This window comes from Mycobacterium sp. 1164985.4, from assembly GCF_001668575.1.
GTDB lineage: Bacteria > Actinomycetota > Actinomycetes > Mycobacteriales > Mycobacteriaceae > Mycobacterium.
Map to the genome: position 1 here is coordinate 1 of NZ_LZMD01000100.1, position 14,835 is coordinate 14,835.

Annotated in this window: 15 protein-coding genes and 1 tRNA gene; 5 read left to right on the forward strand and 11 right to left on the reverse strand. The window is 66.2% G+C overall.

All coding sequences use genetic code 11. The features are described from left to right. The coding region (locus A5650_RS22615) for a hypothetical protein (RefSeq protein WP_082950895.1) at positions 1-1,063 on the reverse strand (1,063 nt) is incomplete at its 3' end. Positions 1,064-1,357: 294 nt separating this feature from the next. Between A5650_RS22615 and A5650_RS22620 the strand changes: the two genes are divergently transcribed. Both A5650_RS22620 and A5650_RS22625 read left to right on the forward strand, forming a co-directional pair. Further along, positions 1,358-2,038: a TetR/AcrR family transcriptional regulator gene (locus A5650_RS22620; RefSeq protein WP_067297173.1), complete on the forward strand. Its 681-nt coding sequence runs from the start codon at positions 1,358-1,360 to the stop codon at positions 2,036-2,038. Beyond that, on the forward strand, positions 2,035-2,973 hold the full coding sequence (locus A5650_RS22625) for a R2-like ligand-binding oxidase (protein WP_067297131.1): 939 nt from the start codon (positions 2,035-2,037) through the stop codon (positions 2,971-2,973). Before A5650_RS22620 ends, A5650_RS22625 begins: the two co-directional genes overlap by 4 nt. A 29-nt stretch (positions 2,974-3,002) precedes the next feature. Here the strand turns inward: A5650_RS22625 and A5650_RS26995 are convergent, their stop codons facing one another. From A5650_RS26995 to A5650_RS22640, 4 genes are all read right to left on the reverse strand, one after another. After that, complete coding sequence (locus A5650_RS26995) at positions 3,003-3,155, reverse strand: hypothetical protein (RefSeq protein ID WP_156744285.1); 153 nt, start codon at positions 3,153-3,155, stop codon at positions 3,003-3,005. A 9-nt stretch (positions 3,156-3,164) separates the two neighbouring features. Next, positions 3,165-4,052: an alpha/beta fold hydrolase gene (locus A5650_RS22630; RefSeq protein ID WP_067297135.1), complete on the reverse strand. Its 888-nt coding sequence runs from the start codon at positions 4,050-4,052 to the stop codon at positions 3,165-3,167. 231 nt (positions 4,053-4,283) lie between these two features. Beyond that, entirely contained in the window at positions 4,284-4,478 is a 195-nt protein-coding gene (locus A5650_RS27200; protein ID WP_197501954.1) for a hypothetical protein, read from the reverse strand. Positions 4,479-4,662: 184 nt separating this feature from the next. Beyond that, a complete protein-coding gene (locus A5650_RS22640; RefSeq protein ID WP_067297142.1) occupies positions 4,663-5,058 on the reverse strand; it encodes a nitroreductase family deazaflavin-dependent oxidoreductase in 396 nt (131 codons plus the stop codon). A gap of 248 nt (positions 5,059-5,306) precedes the next feature. On the opposite strand from A5650_RS22640, the gene A5650_RS22645 reads away from it, so the two are divergent. Beyond that, a complete protein-coding gene (locus A5650_RS22645) occupies positions 5,307-5,615 on the forward strand; it encodes a hypothetical protein (protein WP_067297146.1) in 309 nt (102 codons plus the stop codon). Positions 5,616-5,673: 58 nt separating this feature from the next. Here A5650_RS22645 and A5650_RS22650 read toward each other — a convergent pair. Then, positions 5,674-5,747: transfer RNA gene (locus tag A5650_RS22650), tRNA-Leu, on the reverse strand. 135 nt (positions 5,748-5,882) lie between these two features. On the opposite strand from A5650_RS22650, the gene A5650_RS22655 reads away from it, so the two are divergent. Further along, positions 5,883-6,218 (forward strand): hypothetical protein, encoded by a 336-nt coding sequence (locus A5650_RS22655; RefSeq protein WP_231992743.1) that lies wholly within the window; start codon positions 5,883-5,885, stop codon positions 6,216-6,218. Positions 6,219-6,221: 3 nt separating this feature from the next. On the opposite strand, the gene A5650_RS22660 is transcribed toward A5650_RS22655, so the two are convergent. From A5650_RS22660 to A5650_RS22675, 4 genes are all read right to left on the reverse strand, one after another. Beyond that, complete coding sequence (locus A5650_RS22660; protein ID WP_067297154.1) at positions 6,222-7,829, reverse strand: RecQ family ATP-dependent DNA helicase; 1,608 nt, start codon at positions 7,827-7,829, stop codon at positions 6,222-6,224. After that, positions 7,826-9,421 carry a phytoene desaturase family protein gene (locus tag A5650_RS22665; protein ID WP_067297159.1) on the reverse strand — a complete coding sequence of 532 codons (1,596 nt, stop codon included), beginning with the start codon at positions 9,419-9,421 and terminating at the stop codon, positions 7,826-7,828. Before A5650_RS22665 ends, A5650_RS22660 begins: the two co-directional genes overlap by 4 nt. Next, a complete protein-coding gene (locus tag A5650_RS22670) occupies positions 9,418-10,197 on the reverse strand; it encodes an SDR family NAD(P)-dependent oxidoreductase (RefSeq protein ID WP_067297163.1) in 780 nt (259 codons plus the stop codon). Before A5650_RS22670 ends, A5650_RS22665 begins: the two co-directional genes overlap by 4 nt. A gap of 96 nt (positions 10,198-10,293) precedes the next feature. Further along, positions 10,294-11,736: an HNH endonuclease signature motif containing protein gene (locus tag A5650_RS22675; RefSeq protein ID WP_231992745.1), complete on the reverse strand. Its 1,443-nt coding sequence runs from the start codon at positions 11,734-11,736 to the stop codon at positions 10,294-10,296. Between the two features lie 169 nt (positions 11,737-11,905). Here A5650_RS22675 and A5650_RS22680 point away from each other — a divergent pair, with 169 nt between their 5' ends. Beyond that, positions 11,906-14,401 carry a sensor histidine kinase gene (locus A5650_RS22680; RefSeq protein WP_067297170.1) on the forward strand — a complete coding sequence of 832 codons (2,496 nt, stop codon included), beginning with the start codon at positions 11,906-11,908 and terminating at the stop codon, positions 14,399-14,401. Here A5650_RS22680 and A5650_RS27205 read toward each other — a convergent pair. Then, positions 14,398-14,835, reverse strand: a 438-nt coding sequence (locus tag A5650_RS27205; RefSeq protein ID WP_502687094.1) for an alpha/beta fold hydrolase, incomplete at its 5' end; no start/stop codon positions are given. The two genes, A5650_RS22680 and A5650_RS27205, sit on opposite strands and share 4 nt — an antisense overlap.

The following is a 14,835-nucleotide window of genomic DNA, read 5'->3' on the forward strand; positions in this document are numbered from 1 at the left end:
GCCACGCCAACCCGAGGTAACCGAGTATGTACAACGAGAGCGCGAACACGCCGCCGTGAAGGATGAGGCGCGCCGAGTCGACGATCGTGCGGTAGTTGCCGAGCTTGGACAGCAGCCAGGAGCGCACCTTCTCGCCGAATGTTTCTGGCACGTCCCACCCGCGCTCTTTGAGCCTCTTTCGGCTCGCCGCCGCGCGATCGATCACCACCTCGGCGCGCCTACCCACAACACGGCGGGCCGCGCGGCGCCAGTCCGGCATGGACACGCCGTAGACGATGCCGGCGACGGCAAGCCACAGAAGTGGGATCGTGGCTCCACCGAACACGGTCCGCAGCACCGCCATCGCCGCGTCCCACAGGGCCTCCAGACCGGCGAAGTGCGAGAACAATTCGGCGCGTGTGTCGTTGAACCACACAACGATCCGTCGCTCCGCGATCCAGCCCATCGGGTTGATCACCCAGCCGACACCCTCGCTCGCGGCGAAGGTCAAGGTGAGGAAGACCCAGAGAGCGTCGACATAGACGCGGACGGCGATCATCCAGCCGGGTAGCTTGTCTTTCAGCCTGCTCAGCACATAACGCAGGACCAACGCCGAAACGATGATGATCCAAGTGGTCGTGCTGATCGGCAGCTGGTCTGGATGAAGCTCGGTGGGGGGCTCGTTCGATGTGAGAGCCGCGGTCACCGAATCGTTGATGCGATAGTCGAGCGCCACCGTCTCGAACTCCAGCCAGTCCTCGGCGAACAGCTTCCACGCCAGATAGATCGCGAAGAACGGCACGATGATGTTGGCGAATACGTCGACGCTGCGGGCGGTTCGCCGGGGCAACGCCGCAAGCGCGGGAATCGCCGAGCGCAGCACCAGGAACATCGCCACGTACGAACCGAGCCGAGCCATACCGGCGAAGGGCATGATCAGCGAGGCCCAGACGTCGTTGTCCCACCCCACCCAGGCGGCGAGCTCGATGGCGCCTTTGCGCCCGAGCCACCCCAGCAGGTACAGCGCCGCCAGTTGCGGGAAGTAGCGCCACCACAGGCTGAGCGGCCGCAACACGTAGCGCACGACCACATAGTAGGGCGGCTGCGGTCGCGGTCGCGGGCTGACGAGCCGATCCGCTGCTCCGGACCGGCGCCGCCCCCGTGACCCGCCTCAGCGACGGGTGAACATCCTGGTCATGCCGCCCGCTTACTCATGAACTCCGGGAATTGACTGCGAATTTCGCTGTTAAGCAACGGTTTCCGCCAATTTTCCGCTCACTTCGCGCTACCGGGGGCGTCCGGAATCGGGGTGCCTCACCCCCTTGACCGTGACGCCGATCACAGTAATATGACCAGTGGTCATCACTGGGAGGTGCCGATGCCGACGGTGACATGGGCCCGCGTCGATCCGGCCCGTCGCGCCGCTGTGATCGAGGCAGCGGAGGCGGAGTTCGGCGCGCACGGCTACTCGCAGGGCAGCCTGAACGTCATCGCGCGGCGCGCGGGGGTCGCCAAGGGCAGCCTTTTCCAGTACTTCGCCGACAAGCGCGACCTCTACGCATACATCGCCGACCTGGGCAGCCAGCGGGTGCGCTCGTACATCGAAGACCGGATCCGGGAGCTCGACCCCAGCAGGCCCTTCTTCGAGTTCCTCACCGATCTACTCGACACGTGGGTGGCGTACTTCGCCGACCACCCGCAGGACCGCGCCCTGCATGCCGCGTCGAGCTTCGAAATCGACACCGACGCGCGGGTTTCCGTGCGCACGGTGATCCACCGCCATTACTTGGAGGTCTTGCGGCCGCTGGTACGCGATGCGCACGCACGCGGCGATCTGCGCTCCGACTGTGACACTGACGCGCTGTTGTCGTTGCTGTTGATGATCTTCCCGCACATGGCCCTGGCGCCCTACGTACGCGGGATGGACCCGATCCTCGGGCTCGACGACCCAACTCCCGACCAGCCGGCGCTCGCGGTGCGCAGGCTCGTATCCGTCCTGGCGGACGCATTCTCTTCCGCCAGCCCAGCCCGAAAGACGACCAAGGAGGTCAGCAGATGACACGCAAGAACTCAGCCTCGCTCGACGCGGGCGGGCTTAACTGGGACAGCCTCCCGTTGAAGCTGTTCGCGGGGGGCAATGCGAAATTCTGGAATCCGGCCGACATCGATTTCTCCAGCGACCGGGAGGACTGGGAGTCGCTGACTGAACTCGAACGGGACTGGGCCGCCCAGCTGTGTGCGGAGTTCATCGCGGGCGAGGAGGCGGTCACGCAGGACATTCAGCCGTTCATGGCGGCGATGCGCGCCGAGGGACGTCTCGGCGACGAGATGTACCTGACCCAGTTCGCCTTCGAGGAAGCCAAGCACACTCAGGTGTTTCGCATGTGGCTCGACGCCGTCGGGCTGACCGAGGATCTGCACCACTACCTCGACGGACTTCCGGCCTACCGCCAGATGTTCTATGAGGAACTGCCGAGTTCACTGGAGGCGTTGATCGCCGATCCGTCCCCCGCTGCGCAGGTGCGGGCTTCGGTGACGTACAACCACGTCATCGAAGGCATGATGGCGCTTACGGGATACTATGCGTGGCACCGTATTTGCGTGGACCGCGGCATTCTTCCCGGCATGCAGGAGTTGGTGCGGCGCATCGGCGACGACGAACGCCGCCACATGGCGTGGGGCACGTTCACCTGCCGGCGCCACGTCGCCGCCGACGACTCGAACTGGAAAGTGTTCGAGGAGCGGATGAATGAGCTGATCCCGTTGGCGCTGAAGAACACCGAAGACGGGTTCGCGTTGTACGACGAAGTGCCGTTCGATCTGCAGATGGAGGAGTTCCAGCAGTACGCAAGCGACAAGGGTATGCGCCGCTTCGGCACGATCAGCAGCGCCCGCGGCCGTCCGGTCGGCGAAATCGACTTGGACTACTCACCGTTGACGCTCGAGGACACCTTTGCCGACGAGGACAAGAAAGCACTGGCAGCTTCGGCATAGGCCGTGAACGTCCACCGAAGCGACGCGCCTCACTGACGCGTGACGAAGTAGTGCACGCTGTGATACACCTCGCGCAGCAGCATGGGGACCCACGTGTGGAGAGTCTGGAACCGGCTGGTCGGCGTCGGGGACGGGTGGGCATCGAGGGCCAGGTCCGTGGCGATACGGGTGGCACGGCGCATGTGTGACCGCTATCGCCCACCCAGGCCCTCGATGAGTCGGTGGACGGCCGCCGCGATCTGCTCGGGCTGGTCCTCGGGGACGAAGTGCTTGGCGGGCAGCAGCGTGGCGGTGTCGAGCCCCGCGGCGCGCTGAGCCTCGAGACCCTGTCGCCGCCAGGGCAGCATCGTGTCGCGTTCACCCCAGACGATCTGGACGGGATACGACCGCTGCCCGACAGCGGAGCGGTAAAGGCTCTGTTTATCGGCGGTGAGCTCGAAGCCCCGCATGATCCTCAGAAAGGCCCGACCGCCGTCGTCACCCAAGAGAAGCGGTCGCCAACAGAGGATTTCGTTGGTCGGCACGTCACGGGTGACGCCAACCAGGCGCATGATCGACACGAAGCTCCCGGGGATTCGCAGCGACTGCAGCCAGGCCTCGCCGATGCCGCGGTGCGCGAACGGTTCCATGGGCCAAGGCCGATGGAAGGATGCGACGTCGATGAGGGTGTTGAGCAATGTCAGAGACTGCACCCTGTCGGGGATCGCGCTGGCGACCTCGAAACCGATGGGTCCGCCGATGTCATGTACGACAAGATGAAAGCGCTCGAGTTCCAAGGCGTCGATCGCCGCCGTCATCCACCGCCCCAGCCCGGTCCAGGTGTAGTCGGCGTCGACCGGCCGTTCGGCAAGGCCGAGGCCGGGCAGATCGACGGCGATTCCGCGCAAACCGTGTCTCGCCAACGCGGGAAGCGTCTTGCGGAACAGGAACGACGACGCGGGGACGCCGTGGATGCACACCACCGGTGGCGCGTCGCGCGGCCCGTCGTCCAAGACGAACGATTTGATGCCGGCGGCACTGAAGTAGCGGCCGCTGGACCGGTGGCGCGCGAGAATAGCCTCGACTGCGGTGGATGCCATGGCGGCCTCCTATGTTTGGATTTGATCCAGTATCCGCGGCCAACCTCGCCGAAGAATGAGAAAACCCTGACGCCAGGGTGTGGTTTCTTCCGCCGGCCGGCGCACTCCACTGGGTCGTCGGGCGTCATGAAAAGTACAACGACACCGCGAAGACAATCGTGAGGAACATTTGGGGCTGGCAGCCGACCCCACGACGATCCGTACTTGGTCACTCCTCGACCGCGGCTTTTACTACTTCGACGCCCGCGGGACCGTTGCGCTGGCGACCAACAGCCAGACCAGCGTGGCCAGCCCTGTGAAGATGCCCTGCACCGTCAGCAGTAATGCGATGTATTCGTGCCAGCGGGACAGCGCGTCACCGCATCCTTGGCCGTCCCAGGGAAGGGTCGATAGCGTTGCGACCAACGCGGCGGCCAGCACCGTCACCGTCGCCCCGGTCGCGGCACGCTGGCCGGCGTCGGTCAGCGTCCGCCGGAAGTAGAGAGCTGCGAAAGCACCGACATCTGTTCTGAGGCCGAGAGATTCGCGATCTCGGATTCGAGTGTCGCCGCGCGGAGGTAACGAAGTCCGGCCGGGCTTCCCGGTTTTGAGGTCTGGTGCGGTACAGAGATCAACCCGCAGAGCCCACATTCGTCAGCAGCAGGGCGGCCTCGTTGTAGGGAAACGCTCGGTAGAGAAGCCGAGAACGCGGTACGACGAGCGCCGCGGCCTCGGCCTTGCTCACCACCCGTGGGTTACCGAGCGCGACAGACCGTCCACGTTTGCGCAGCACCGCCGGGCCACCGGCCAGAACGTTCTTCAACCAGTCCGTCTGTGGGCCGTAGCCGATGAGGATGGCGTAGCCATCATGGGTTCTGAACACCAGAAGGGGCGTTCGATATGGCTTACCCGACTTCCGCCCGACGTGCTCGAGCGTCCCGAGGTTCGGAAGCCACGGTGTGATCGAGCGAGCCGCCGGATTGGTGACTCGCTTGTTGAACTCTGCGATTCGGCGAGGAACGCGCATGCTCGGAGTTTAGGTATTGGTTGGGGTCCCTCGCTGACGCGGTGGCGGCGAATGCGGTGAGCGGCTCGCCGGTGTACCGACCGCTTTCAGCGCGGGGCATGGGAAGTGATCCGCTGGCTCAGTAGTCAACCGCCAGCACAACCGGGCAGGGCCCACGCCTACATGAAGCCGAGCGGAAGCCGCGGTTCGAGCCGCGGCACCTCTGGGTATGCGGTGCGCAGGTGTGTCGATCCGATGGGAGGCGTGCGATGGTGGGGCTGGGTGTGGCGTTGCTGGTATTGGCGGCGATTGCGATCCTGACCGGGCTGGTGTTCTACGGCAATGGCGCTGGAACGGTTCCCGACCGCCCTATGCGCGATACGACTGCCACGCGGCGGGGACTGTCGCGCATCGACTGGTCAGCTCTCTTCAGCACGATGAAGACTTCGGTGAAGGGAGCCACCGACGGCGACGCCGACCGACGCCAGCGAATGGCATCGCTAGGCGCATTCTTCGTACTCGCAGGCTTGATTTTGGTGGTTCTCGCCATTCTGGCGTTCATCGTCGCCATGGTCTGATCCGCAGGTAGCCGCTCTATCCTGCAGTCCGCCAAGGCGGGGACCGCTACAAACTCGGTGCCCCCAGTCGGACTCGAACCGACACTTGGCGGATTTTAAGTCCGCTGCCTCTGCCAATTGGGCTATGGGGGCCGCCGCTGTCAGCGTGCCGAAGAGCACGCTACCGCGCGCGATCGTCGCGCAAACCGACCTGGCGCACCCAAGGCAAGATCAAGATAATGTCGACGTGCAGGTCGTTCCACTAGGAAAGGCACGAAGATGTCAGCGGTGACGAGATTGCGGATCGGTCGACGTCTCACGATCGCCGGTTTGTTCGCGCTCGCGGCGGTGGCGCCGATATTCGCCGCCGTCGTCGCTACCTCACCGAGCGTCCCCAGCCAGTTGGCGGCGTGCCCGGCAGGCGAGGACAGCGACCTCTACAGCGGTACGTGCGTGCCATACCTCGTGCCCAACACCGCCTCCCCGGTCAACAACGCCTGCCCCCCGGGCGTCAGCGGCGCCGAGTGCACAGGCTCGACCGGCAATCTGGTGCCACCTCACCCAGCACCCGGGCCTTCGCCCGAGTTGCAGGAGCTGGAGGACGTCGTCACGCCGGGCTACTAGCACTCATCCGCGAACGTCCAGGAGGTCCTGGTCGCGAACCGCGTCGACGTCCAGCGTCCGGTACCCGTAGAGGTCGAACAGCACGGTGATCCGGTCCGCGTCCCCGCCGAGCACGGTGCCCGCGCCCCATTCCTTGTGGTCGACCGCCGTTCCCATGGCGATGGCCGGCTCACCGTGGTAGACGGCGGTGTGCTCGCGGCAGCGATCACAATTTCCGCACGGCTCAGGTAGGTGATCGCCGAAGTACGCCAGCAGGAACTGCCTGCGACAGTCCGGGGTCTCGGCGTACGACCGCATCATCTCGACACGTGTGCGGTCGACGCGCTCTCCGATCTCGGCCATGTCCACCGCCCTGCGGATCGCCGCGTCGACCGGCATTCCCGTGCTGGTGAAGCCTGACTTCGACGATTCGACCGCGCCTGCCTGCTCGAGCAGGTTGATCGACGCGGTGAGCCTGCGGCCACGCTCATCGAGTTCGACGCGAAGCTGCTTGAGCCGCTTCGGCTTCCGGGCACCCAGCGCGGTGTACACGCGGGTGAGCAACTCCTCGTCCGGGTTGCGGGTGGCGAAGAAGTTTCCGAGCGTCAAGTCCTCGGCGCGGTAGAACAGGATCGCGTCCGCAGGCCCGCCGTCTCGGCCGGCGCGTCCCACCTGCTGGTAGTACGCGTCGACAGAGTCCGGCACAGACGTGTGCACTACGAACCGGACGTTCGCTTTGTCGATCCCCATGCCGAATGCCGAGGTCGCGACGACGACACCGACCTCGTCATCCCGAAAGCGGTCATGAACCTCGTTGCGCTGCTTGGTGTTCAGCCCGGCGTGATAACTGACGGCGGCTACACCGCGCCGCGTGAGCTCCTCGGCATAGAACTCGGTGTCTTTGCGGGTTGCGCAGTACAACAACCCCGGCTGTGCGAACTGCTGCACCACATCGAGGATATCCGCGCGCTTGCGCGCCTCCTCCGTGTGATGCCGAAGGTCGAACGAGATGTTCGGCCGGTCGAATCCGCCCGAGATCACGGTCGGCTCGCGCAGACCCAAGAACTCGACGATCTCACGGCGGACCACCGCGGACGCCGTTGCGGTCAACGCCGCGATCGGCGGCCGGCCCAAGCGCTCGATCGCATCGCCGACCCGGCGGTACGTCGGGCGGAACTCGTGTCCCCACGCCGAAACGCAGTGCGCCTCGTCGACCACGACCAACGACGGCTCCACACCGGCCAGCCGCTTCATCACGTCGTCCTTCATGAGCTGCTCGGGCCCCAGGAACACATATCGGGCCTCGCCAACCTCGATGGCCGCCCACGCCCGGTCGACGGCCTTCGCACTCTGCCGCGAGTTGATCGCCACGGCTACGGGCGCATCCGACTCCTCGAGCGCGGCGATCTGGTCGTGCTGCAGCGCAATCAAGGGGGATATCACGATGACGGCTCGCGGCAACAACACCGCCGGAACCTGGTATATCGCCGACTTGCCCGAGCCTGTAGGCATCACCGCCAGCACGTCCCGTCCGGCGAGGATCGCGGTCATCGCCTCGAGTTGTTTTTGGCGCAGCGTCTGCCATCCGAATACCTTCTCGGCGACGTCGCGCAACCGGTCAGAGTCGCTCACCGCGTCATCAACGACAGGATCGCGCGGTTGATCTTCCGCCGTGGCCAGCCCAGCCGCCCTTCGCCGGCCAAGGCGGCACGTGCCGCATTGCGGCCGCAGACACCGTGCACTCCCCCGCCCGGAGACGCGCCTGCGCTGCCGAGATAGACGTTCTCGACCGGCGTCTCGGCGCCACCGAAGCCCGGGAACGGGCGAAAGATCAACTGCTGGAACAGCTGTGACGTTCCGCCGTTCACCGCGCCTGCATGCAGGTTGGCGTCACTGGCCTCGAGGTCCGACGGGCGCTGGATCGACTTGCCGACGATGTGATCGCTGAACCCCGGCGCGTGCTTCTCCAATACCATGTCCACCGCCGCCGACAGCTGATCGGCGGAGGCGTCATCGGCGACACCTCGCGGCAGATGCGTGTAGGCCCATGCGCTTTCAGTGCCCTCGGGAGAGCGGCTCGGATCGGAGGTGGTCATCTGACCGAACAGCAAGAACGGGTGCAGCGGCACCGTTCCGGTGTTGAGGTCGGCCATCCACCGGATGAGGCCGTTGTGGTCGGCGCCGAGGTGGACGGTTCCCGCGTCGTTCAGGCTCTTGGAGCGCCACGGAATGGGCACGTCGAGCGCGTAGTTGATCTTCAACACCGGGGTGTCCCAGACGAATCGGTCGAGGCTCTGCAGCACCGAACCGGGTAGCGCGTCGGCGGGCAGCAGTTGGCGGTAGAGCAGCGGAGCCGAGGTGTCGGCGATGACGGCGTGGCGCACCCGAACGGTCTCGCCGCCGGCGGTGTGGACGGCAATTGCCCGGCCGCCTCGAACGTCGATCCGCTCGACTCGCTGTTGACACTTGATCTGTGCGCCCGCTGATGTGGCGCGGTTGACGAGCGCCGCGGCGAGTTGTCCCGCGCCGCCGACCGGAACCGGGAAGCCGCCGTCCTGGGCCATCATGATGAGCATGTAGCCCATGACGCCGCTGCCCGGCGCGTCGATGGGGACATCGGCGTGCATCGCGTTGCCCAACAGCAAGAGTCGCGCGGCATCGCCGTCGAAGAGGTGCTCGGCCATGAGTCCCGCGGGCAGCAGGAGTAGGTGCGCCAGTTGGAGGGCTTCGGCAGTACCCAGTTCACGCAGCAATCCCACCGCCCCGCGCATCGGAGGGAACGGCGAGAACAACGTCTCGAGCAGTGGCTCCTTGATGCGTTGCCATTGGGCGAACAAGTCGCGCCAGCGCGCGCCGTCACCTGCAGCGCGACGTTCGAGATCGTCTGCGGTGCGGTCGAGTTCGCGCCATATCAGCGGTGCGTCGTCGTCATCGGCAGAGCTTGCATGGCCGACCACCGCCGGTGAATGTGACCAGCGCAGCCCGTGCTCCTCGAGGTGCAGCGCCTTGAGAGCCGGTGAGGCGACCGACAGCGGGTAGAAGGCGCTGTAGAGATCGCTGACGTAGCCCGGAAATAGTTCGGCGCTCTTCACCGCGCCGCCAGGTCGGTCCTGCGCTTCCAGAACCAGCACGTCCCACCCCGCGTCGGCGAGCATCGCCGCCGCGACCAAACCGTTGTGGCCGGCGCCGATCACCACAGCATCGGCTGAAGCCGGCACAGTCACCTCGAGATCAGCCTGTTCGACGCCGCTTTGACCGAGTCAGGAAGGAACCGGCTCACCAGCCCCATGCCCTTCGAAAGTGGCGATGACGCCACGATTTTCTTTTTTCCCTGCATCAGCGCGTCGTATCCCTGTTGCGCCACCTTGCCGGCGTCGTCCTTCGGCATTTTGCCGACCAGGGTGTCGAGCATGTTGACGCGCCGGAAGAAGTTGGTGTCGGTGGGGCCGGGCATCAGCGCGGTGATGGTGACGTCGGTATCGCGCAATTCGTCTTGCAGCGCTTCGACGAACGACTGCACGAACGACTTGGACGCGTTGTAGATCGTCTGATACGAGCCAGGCATCATCGCCACGATCGACGACGTGAAGAGCAGCTTGCCCGAGTTGGCGCTGACCATGTCGCCGAGGATCAGCTTGGCCAGTTGCACCGTTCCTCGGACGTTCAAGTCGATGACGTTGAAGTCTTCTTCGAGTTCGCGGTCGACGAAGCGGTTGCCGCCGCCTCCGGTGCCGGCGTTGAGGGCGGCCGCGTCAAGCCGTCTGCCGTCTTCGGTGGCGCTGGTGTAGAGGCGATCGACTTCGGCCTCTTTGCGCAGATCAACCTGAACCGCCCGCACCTCGGTGCCGCCGTCGGCGAGTTTGTCCGCGCTGGCGTGGATGCCGTCGTCGTCGGCGGCGACGATGAGGTCGTATCCGTGGTCGGCGAACAGCTTCGCCAATTCGAATCCGATCCCGCTCGAAGCGCCTGTCACAAGCGCGAGTGGTCGTCCTTGAGCCATGGTGGCGGGCTACCCGACGGGGCTCCCGTCAAACGCGCGCAGCATGCCGCCGACGTCAGCCGGTGTTGCGATCATCGCCGCTTGGAAAGCCAGCCGTCAGCTTGCGTCGCGATCATTGCCGTGGTCATCCCCGCCGTCGTCAGGACCCGCTCCGCTGACTTCGTCATCGCCCTCGTCGGGTATCAGGTAGCGGTTTGGGTGGTGATAGTTGTTGACGCGGGCTTGGCCGGTATCGAGCTGCGGCGGAGGAAGCCATGAGGTGCGCCCGTCTTTGCGTTTGCGGGTGCGCCAGCCGCCGGGTTTGACCCGCCGATTGTCGGGCCCACACGCGAGGGTCAGCTCGTCGATGTTGGTCTGACCCTCAGCGGCCCAATCGTTGACCGCGTGGTGAACCTGGCACTGATAGGCCGGGGCGGTACAGCCGGGCCTGGTGCAGCCCCGATCCTTCGCGAAGAGCACCAGCCGTTGGGCTTTGGACGCCAAACGTCGGCCGCGCCCGAGGTAGAGGGGTTCTTCGGTGGCCTTGTCGAAAATCGCCAGATACGGATGCGCCGCCGCGGCTTCCTTGATGACCTCGCTCATCGGCAGCAGTGAACCGCCGCCGGTGACCGCCTGCCCGGTGCCGGACTCCAACTCCTGCAAGGTGGTGGTGATCAGCAGCGTGGCCGGCAGCCCGTTGTGCGAACCCAGTTCGCCCGATGCGAGCAGGGCCCGGCACATCGCCCCCAACGCGTCGTGGTTGCGCTGCCCCACCGAGCGGGTGTCCGAAGCCACCGCCTCGGGCGACGGCTCACCATCCGGGCAGGTGTTCTTGCCGTCGGGGTGGTCGCCGTCGGGGTTGTTCCTGCCGGGCGCGGCTTCGGTGGCTAACACGGCTTCCAATGCGGCCCGCGTCGCGGGGTCGAGCAGCCCCCGCAGCTCACTCATCCCGTCGAGGCGCTGCCGGCCCAGCCGCACCCAGCGCGCCGCCGCCCGCAACTCATCAGAGAAATCCCCATCGGGGTTCAGATAGGCCGCCAACCGCTGCGCGGCCGCCCGCACCTCCTCGGGAGTGTGTTTGGTCGCCAGATCGGCCAGCTGCGCTTCGGCGGCCTCACGCACGTCATAGGGCGTCGAAACCGGGACCTCCTTGTCGAAGAACCGCCGGATCACCCGCACATGCTCGGCCCCCACCAGGCCCTTCTCCACAGCAGCCGCGGTGCACGCCAGCACGGGGTCGAGGGTTTCGCCGGTCATCGCGCGCCGCGGAGCCAACTCCCCCGCCTCGGCCACCCGGCGGGTCGCCTCGGCCTTGGAGACGCGCAGCAACACCGTCAATGCCCCGGCAACACTGCTTTCACCCAACTCCACGAGCGGGGCCTGCTGAAGTCCGGCCACGATGCGGTGGCCAACCGTCGCCGAGCCACGGGTGAAGCTCTCCCACTGCGCCGCCAGTGCTAGCTGCTCAGAGGTGGTCAACGTGTCGAACGATCCGGCGACCAGCGCGGACAGCTGGTCGGCCATCCCCGCGATCACTTCGCTCATACGTTCGAATACCACGCAGCAACGCTAACCCCACGCACCGACAACCCAGCCCCGAATGTGACCACTGAAACCAAAGAGACACAAGTGGTTTCGAGGCGGTGCCCCGGAGACGGCGGCGAGAGCGCACAGGCGGCGAAGCAAAGAAGGTTTGAGCGGCGCGCGGCCGACAAGGAATGATGTACGGATGGGAATACTGGGACGCAAGACCGGGGACCTGCGCGTGTACCTCGGCGCCGCGCCCGGTGTCGGCAAGACCTACTCCATGCTGGCCGAGGCGCACCGTCGTCTCGAACGCGGAACCGATGTGGTCGCCGCCATCGTCGACACGCACGGTCGCCGCAAGGTCGGCCAGCAGGTGGCGGGTATCGAGGTGGTGCCTCCCCGCACGACGGAGCACGGCGACCACGAGATCGACGTGGCCGCGATCATCCAGCGTCGGCCGAAGGTCGTGCTCGTCGACGACTTCGCCCACTCCAACGCACCGGGCTGCAAGAACAAGAAGCGTTGGCAGGACGTGGAAGAACTGCTCAACGCCGGCATCACCGTGATCACCACGGTCAACATCCAGAACCTGGAGAGCGTGTCCGACCTGGCCACCCAAATCACCGGAGTCGAGGAACCCGACCGCATCCCCGACGAGGTGGTGCGCGCCGCCGACCAGATCGAGTTGGTCGACATCACACCGGAAGCGTTGCGGCGCAGGTTGGCTCACGGCAACGTCTATCCGCCCGAACGTGTCGACGCCGCACTGTCCAATTACTTCCGCCCCGAAAACCTCACCGCACTACGGCAATTGACCCTGCTGTGGCTGGCCGATCAGGTCGACGCCGCTCTCGCCAAGTACCGCTCCGACAAGAAGATCAGCGACCGGTGGGCGCCTCGCGAACGCGTGGTGGTCGGGGTCACCGGAGGCCCCGAGTCCGAGGTTCTGGTGCGACGCGCGTCGCGAATCGCCTCTCGTACGGGCGCCGACCTCAGGGTTGTCCACGTCGTCGACGGCGGCGGCCTGACCGCCATCTCGGACCAGCAGAAGAAGGCCGTGCGCGAACTGGCCGCAATCCTGGGCGCCACCATGCACACCGTCGTCGGCGACGACGTCGCCACCTCGCTCATCGACTACGCCCACGACGTCAACGCGACGCAACTGGTCGTCGGGACCTCACGTCGTTCGCGGCTGTCGCGCATGTTCGACGAGGGCATCAGCGAGGCCGTCGTACAACAGTCGGGCAATCTCGATGTCCATATGGTCACCCACGACCAAGCCAGCACCGGCATCTCGTGGTCCCGCCTCTCGACTCGCCAGCGTCGGCTCACGTCATGGCTTGGCGCCGTGGCGATTCCGATCGCGGTCTGTGCTCTGACGTTGGTGTTGCCGGACCGATTCCGTCACATCGGCGGCCCCGGTGCGCTGTTCTTCGTCGGCGTGCTCGGCACTGCCGTGCTCGGCGGCCTCGCTCCGGCGATCACCGCCGCCGTGCTCTCGGGAGTGCTGATCACCTTCTTCCTGGTGGCTCCGGAGAACACGTTCTCCGTCCACGACACCGACACGGCGATCGCGACGCTGATACTGCTGCTCTTTGCCGTCACCGTCGCCACGTTCATCAGCCGCGCGGCGAGGCGAGTGCGAGAAGCGCGGCGGGCCAACCAGGAAGCCGCGCTGCTGGCACTCTTCGCCGACGGCGTGTTGCACGACGCCGACCTGGACGGCCTGTTGGAACATCTCCGCGAAACGTACTCGCAGCGCGCCGTGAGCCTCGTCCGTAGCCAGACCGGTGAGATCCTCGCCTCCGTCGGCACCGATCCCAGCGCTGATGTCGACGACGCCGACACCTCCGTCGAAATCGGTGACGACGAGTACTGGATGCTGTTGAGCGGCCCCGCGCTGACCGCGCGCGATCGTCGCGTCCTCGGTGGCGTCGGCAAGCAAGCCGTCACCCTGCTCCGGCAACGAGAGAGGGCCGAGGCGAACAAGGCCGAAGCCGTCGGGCAGGCGGACAAACTGCGCCATGCACTCCTCACCGCCGTCAGCGACGATCTACGCACCCCGTTAGCGGCCGCCAAGGCGGCGACGTCCCGAATCCGCAGTGGCGACGTCGACATCTCCGCCGACAACACCGCCGAACTCCTCGCCACCGTCGAGGATTCCGTCGACCAACTGACCGCGCTGGTGGCCAACCTGCTCGACTCGGCACGCCTGGCCGCCGGAGCGGTTCGCCCGGAGATGGTGCGTGTCGAACTCGAGCACGTCGTTCAGCGTGCGTTGCTTGGAATTCGCGCCGACACAAGCGAATTCACTCGCCCCGGCAGCGAGCGGGTAAAGGTGGAGATCGACTGCCATGCGGTCCTGGCCGACAGTGAACTGCTCGAACGCGTGCTGGCCAACCTGATCGACAACTCGCTGCGCTACGCCGACGGCAGCCTGGTGCGGGTGACCGCGGGGCAGGTGGGTGAGCGTGTGCTCATCGCCGTCGTCGACGAGGGTCCTGGGATCCCGCGCGGCAGCGAGCAACAGGCGTTCGCCCCGTTCCAGCGGCTCGGCGACGACGACACGATCGGAATCGGGCTCGGGCTGTCCGTCGCCTCCGGATTCGTCGAAGCGATGGGCGGAACCATCTCGGCGTCCGACACCCCCGGCGGAGGGCTGACGGTCGAGATCGACCTGCCCGCCGCGGCGAACTAGGCCGTCTCCTCCGCCAGCGCCACCAGCGCCGCGCGCACCAGCTCGGGTCGCTCGTCGACGATGAAGTGGCTGGCATCGACCGTCTGCAACCGGTAGTCGTCCGCGTTGGCGTGCTCGGCCGCAACCCACGATGGATGCACCGCCGCATCGCCCAGACCGAACAGCGCGCGAATCGGCACCGTCGCCCGTCGCGTCTCGGGGCTACGCGCGCTGCCCAGGAGTTCCTTCGTGAGGAAGGTCCGGTACGTGTCGCGCGCGGCCCGGGCGCACACCGGATCACGGAACCGGTCCGTGAAGACACGGACGTCGGCATCGGACATCTTCGAGCCGATGCCGAAGATGATCTTCTCGAGGAATGGTGTGCGCCGCTGCACCAGCACTCCGGCCGTCGCGATCGGTATCTGGTACGCGAAGCGCCACAGCCGGGGCAGGAC

Bases quoted from the DNA above. Each gene is read 5' to 3' on its own strand.
- A5650_RS22620 (WP_067297173.1), top strand. From the start codon at position 1,358: ATGCCGACGGTGACATGGGCCCGCGTCGATCCGGCCCGTCGCGCCGCT.
- A5650_RS22625 (WP_067297131.1), top strand. From the start codon at position 2,035: ATGACACGCAAGAACTCAGCCTCGCTCGACGCGGGCGGGCTTAACTGG.
- A5650_RS26995 (WP_156744285.1), bottom strand. From the start codon at position 3,155: ATGCGCCGTGCCACCCGTATCGCCACGGACCTGGCCCTCGATGCCCAC.
- A5650_RS22630 (WP_067297135.1), bottom strand. From the start codon at position 4,052: ATGGCATCCACCGCAGTCGAGGCTATTCTCGCGCGCCACCGGTCCAGC.
- A5650_RS22640 (WP_067297142.1), bottom strand. From the start codon at position 5,058: ATGCGCGTTCCTCGCCGAATCGCAGAGTTCAACAAGCGAGTCACCAAT.
- A5650_RS22645 (WP_067297146.1), top strand. From the start codon at position 5,307: ATGGTGGGGCTGGGTGTGGCGTTGCTGGTATTGGCGGCGATTGCGATC.
- A5650_RS22670 (WP_067297163.1), bottom strand. From the start codon at position 10,197: ATGGCTCAAGGACGACCACTCGCGCTTGTGACAGGCGCTTCGAGCGGG.
- A5650_RS22680 (WP_067297170.1), top strand. From the start codon at position 11,906: ATGGGAATACTGGGACGCAAGACCGGGGACCTGCGCGTGTACCTCGGC.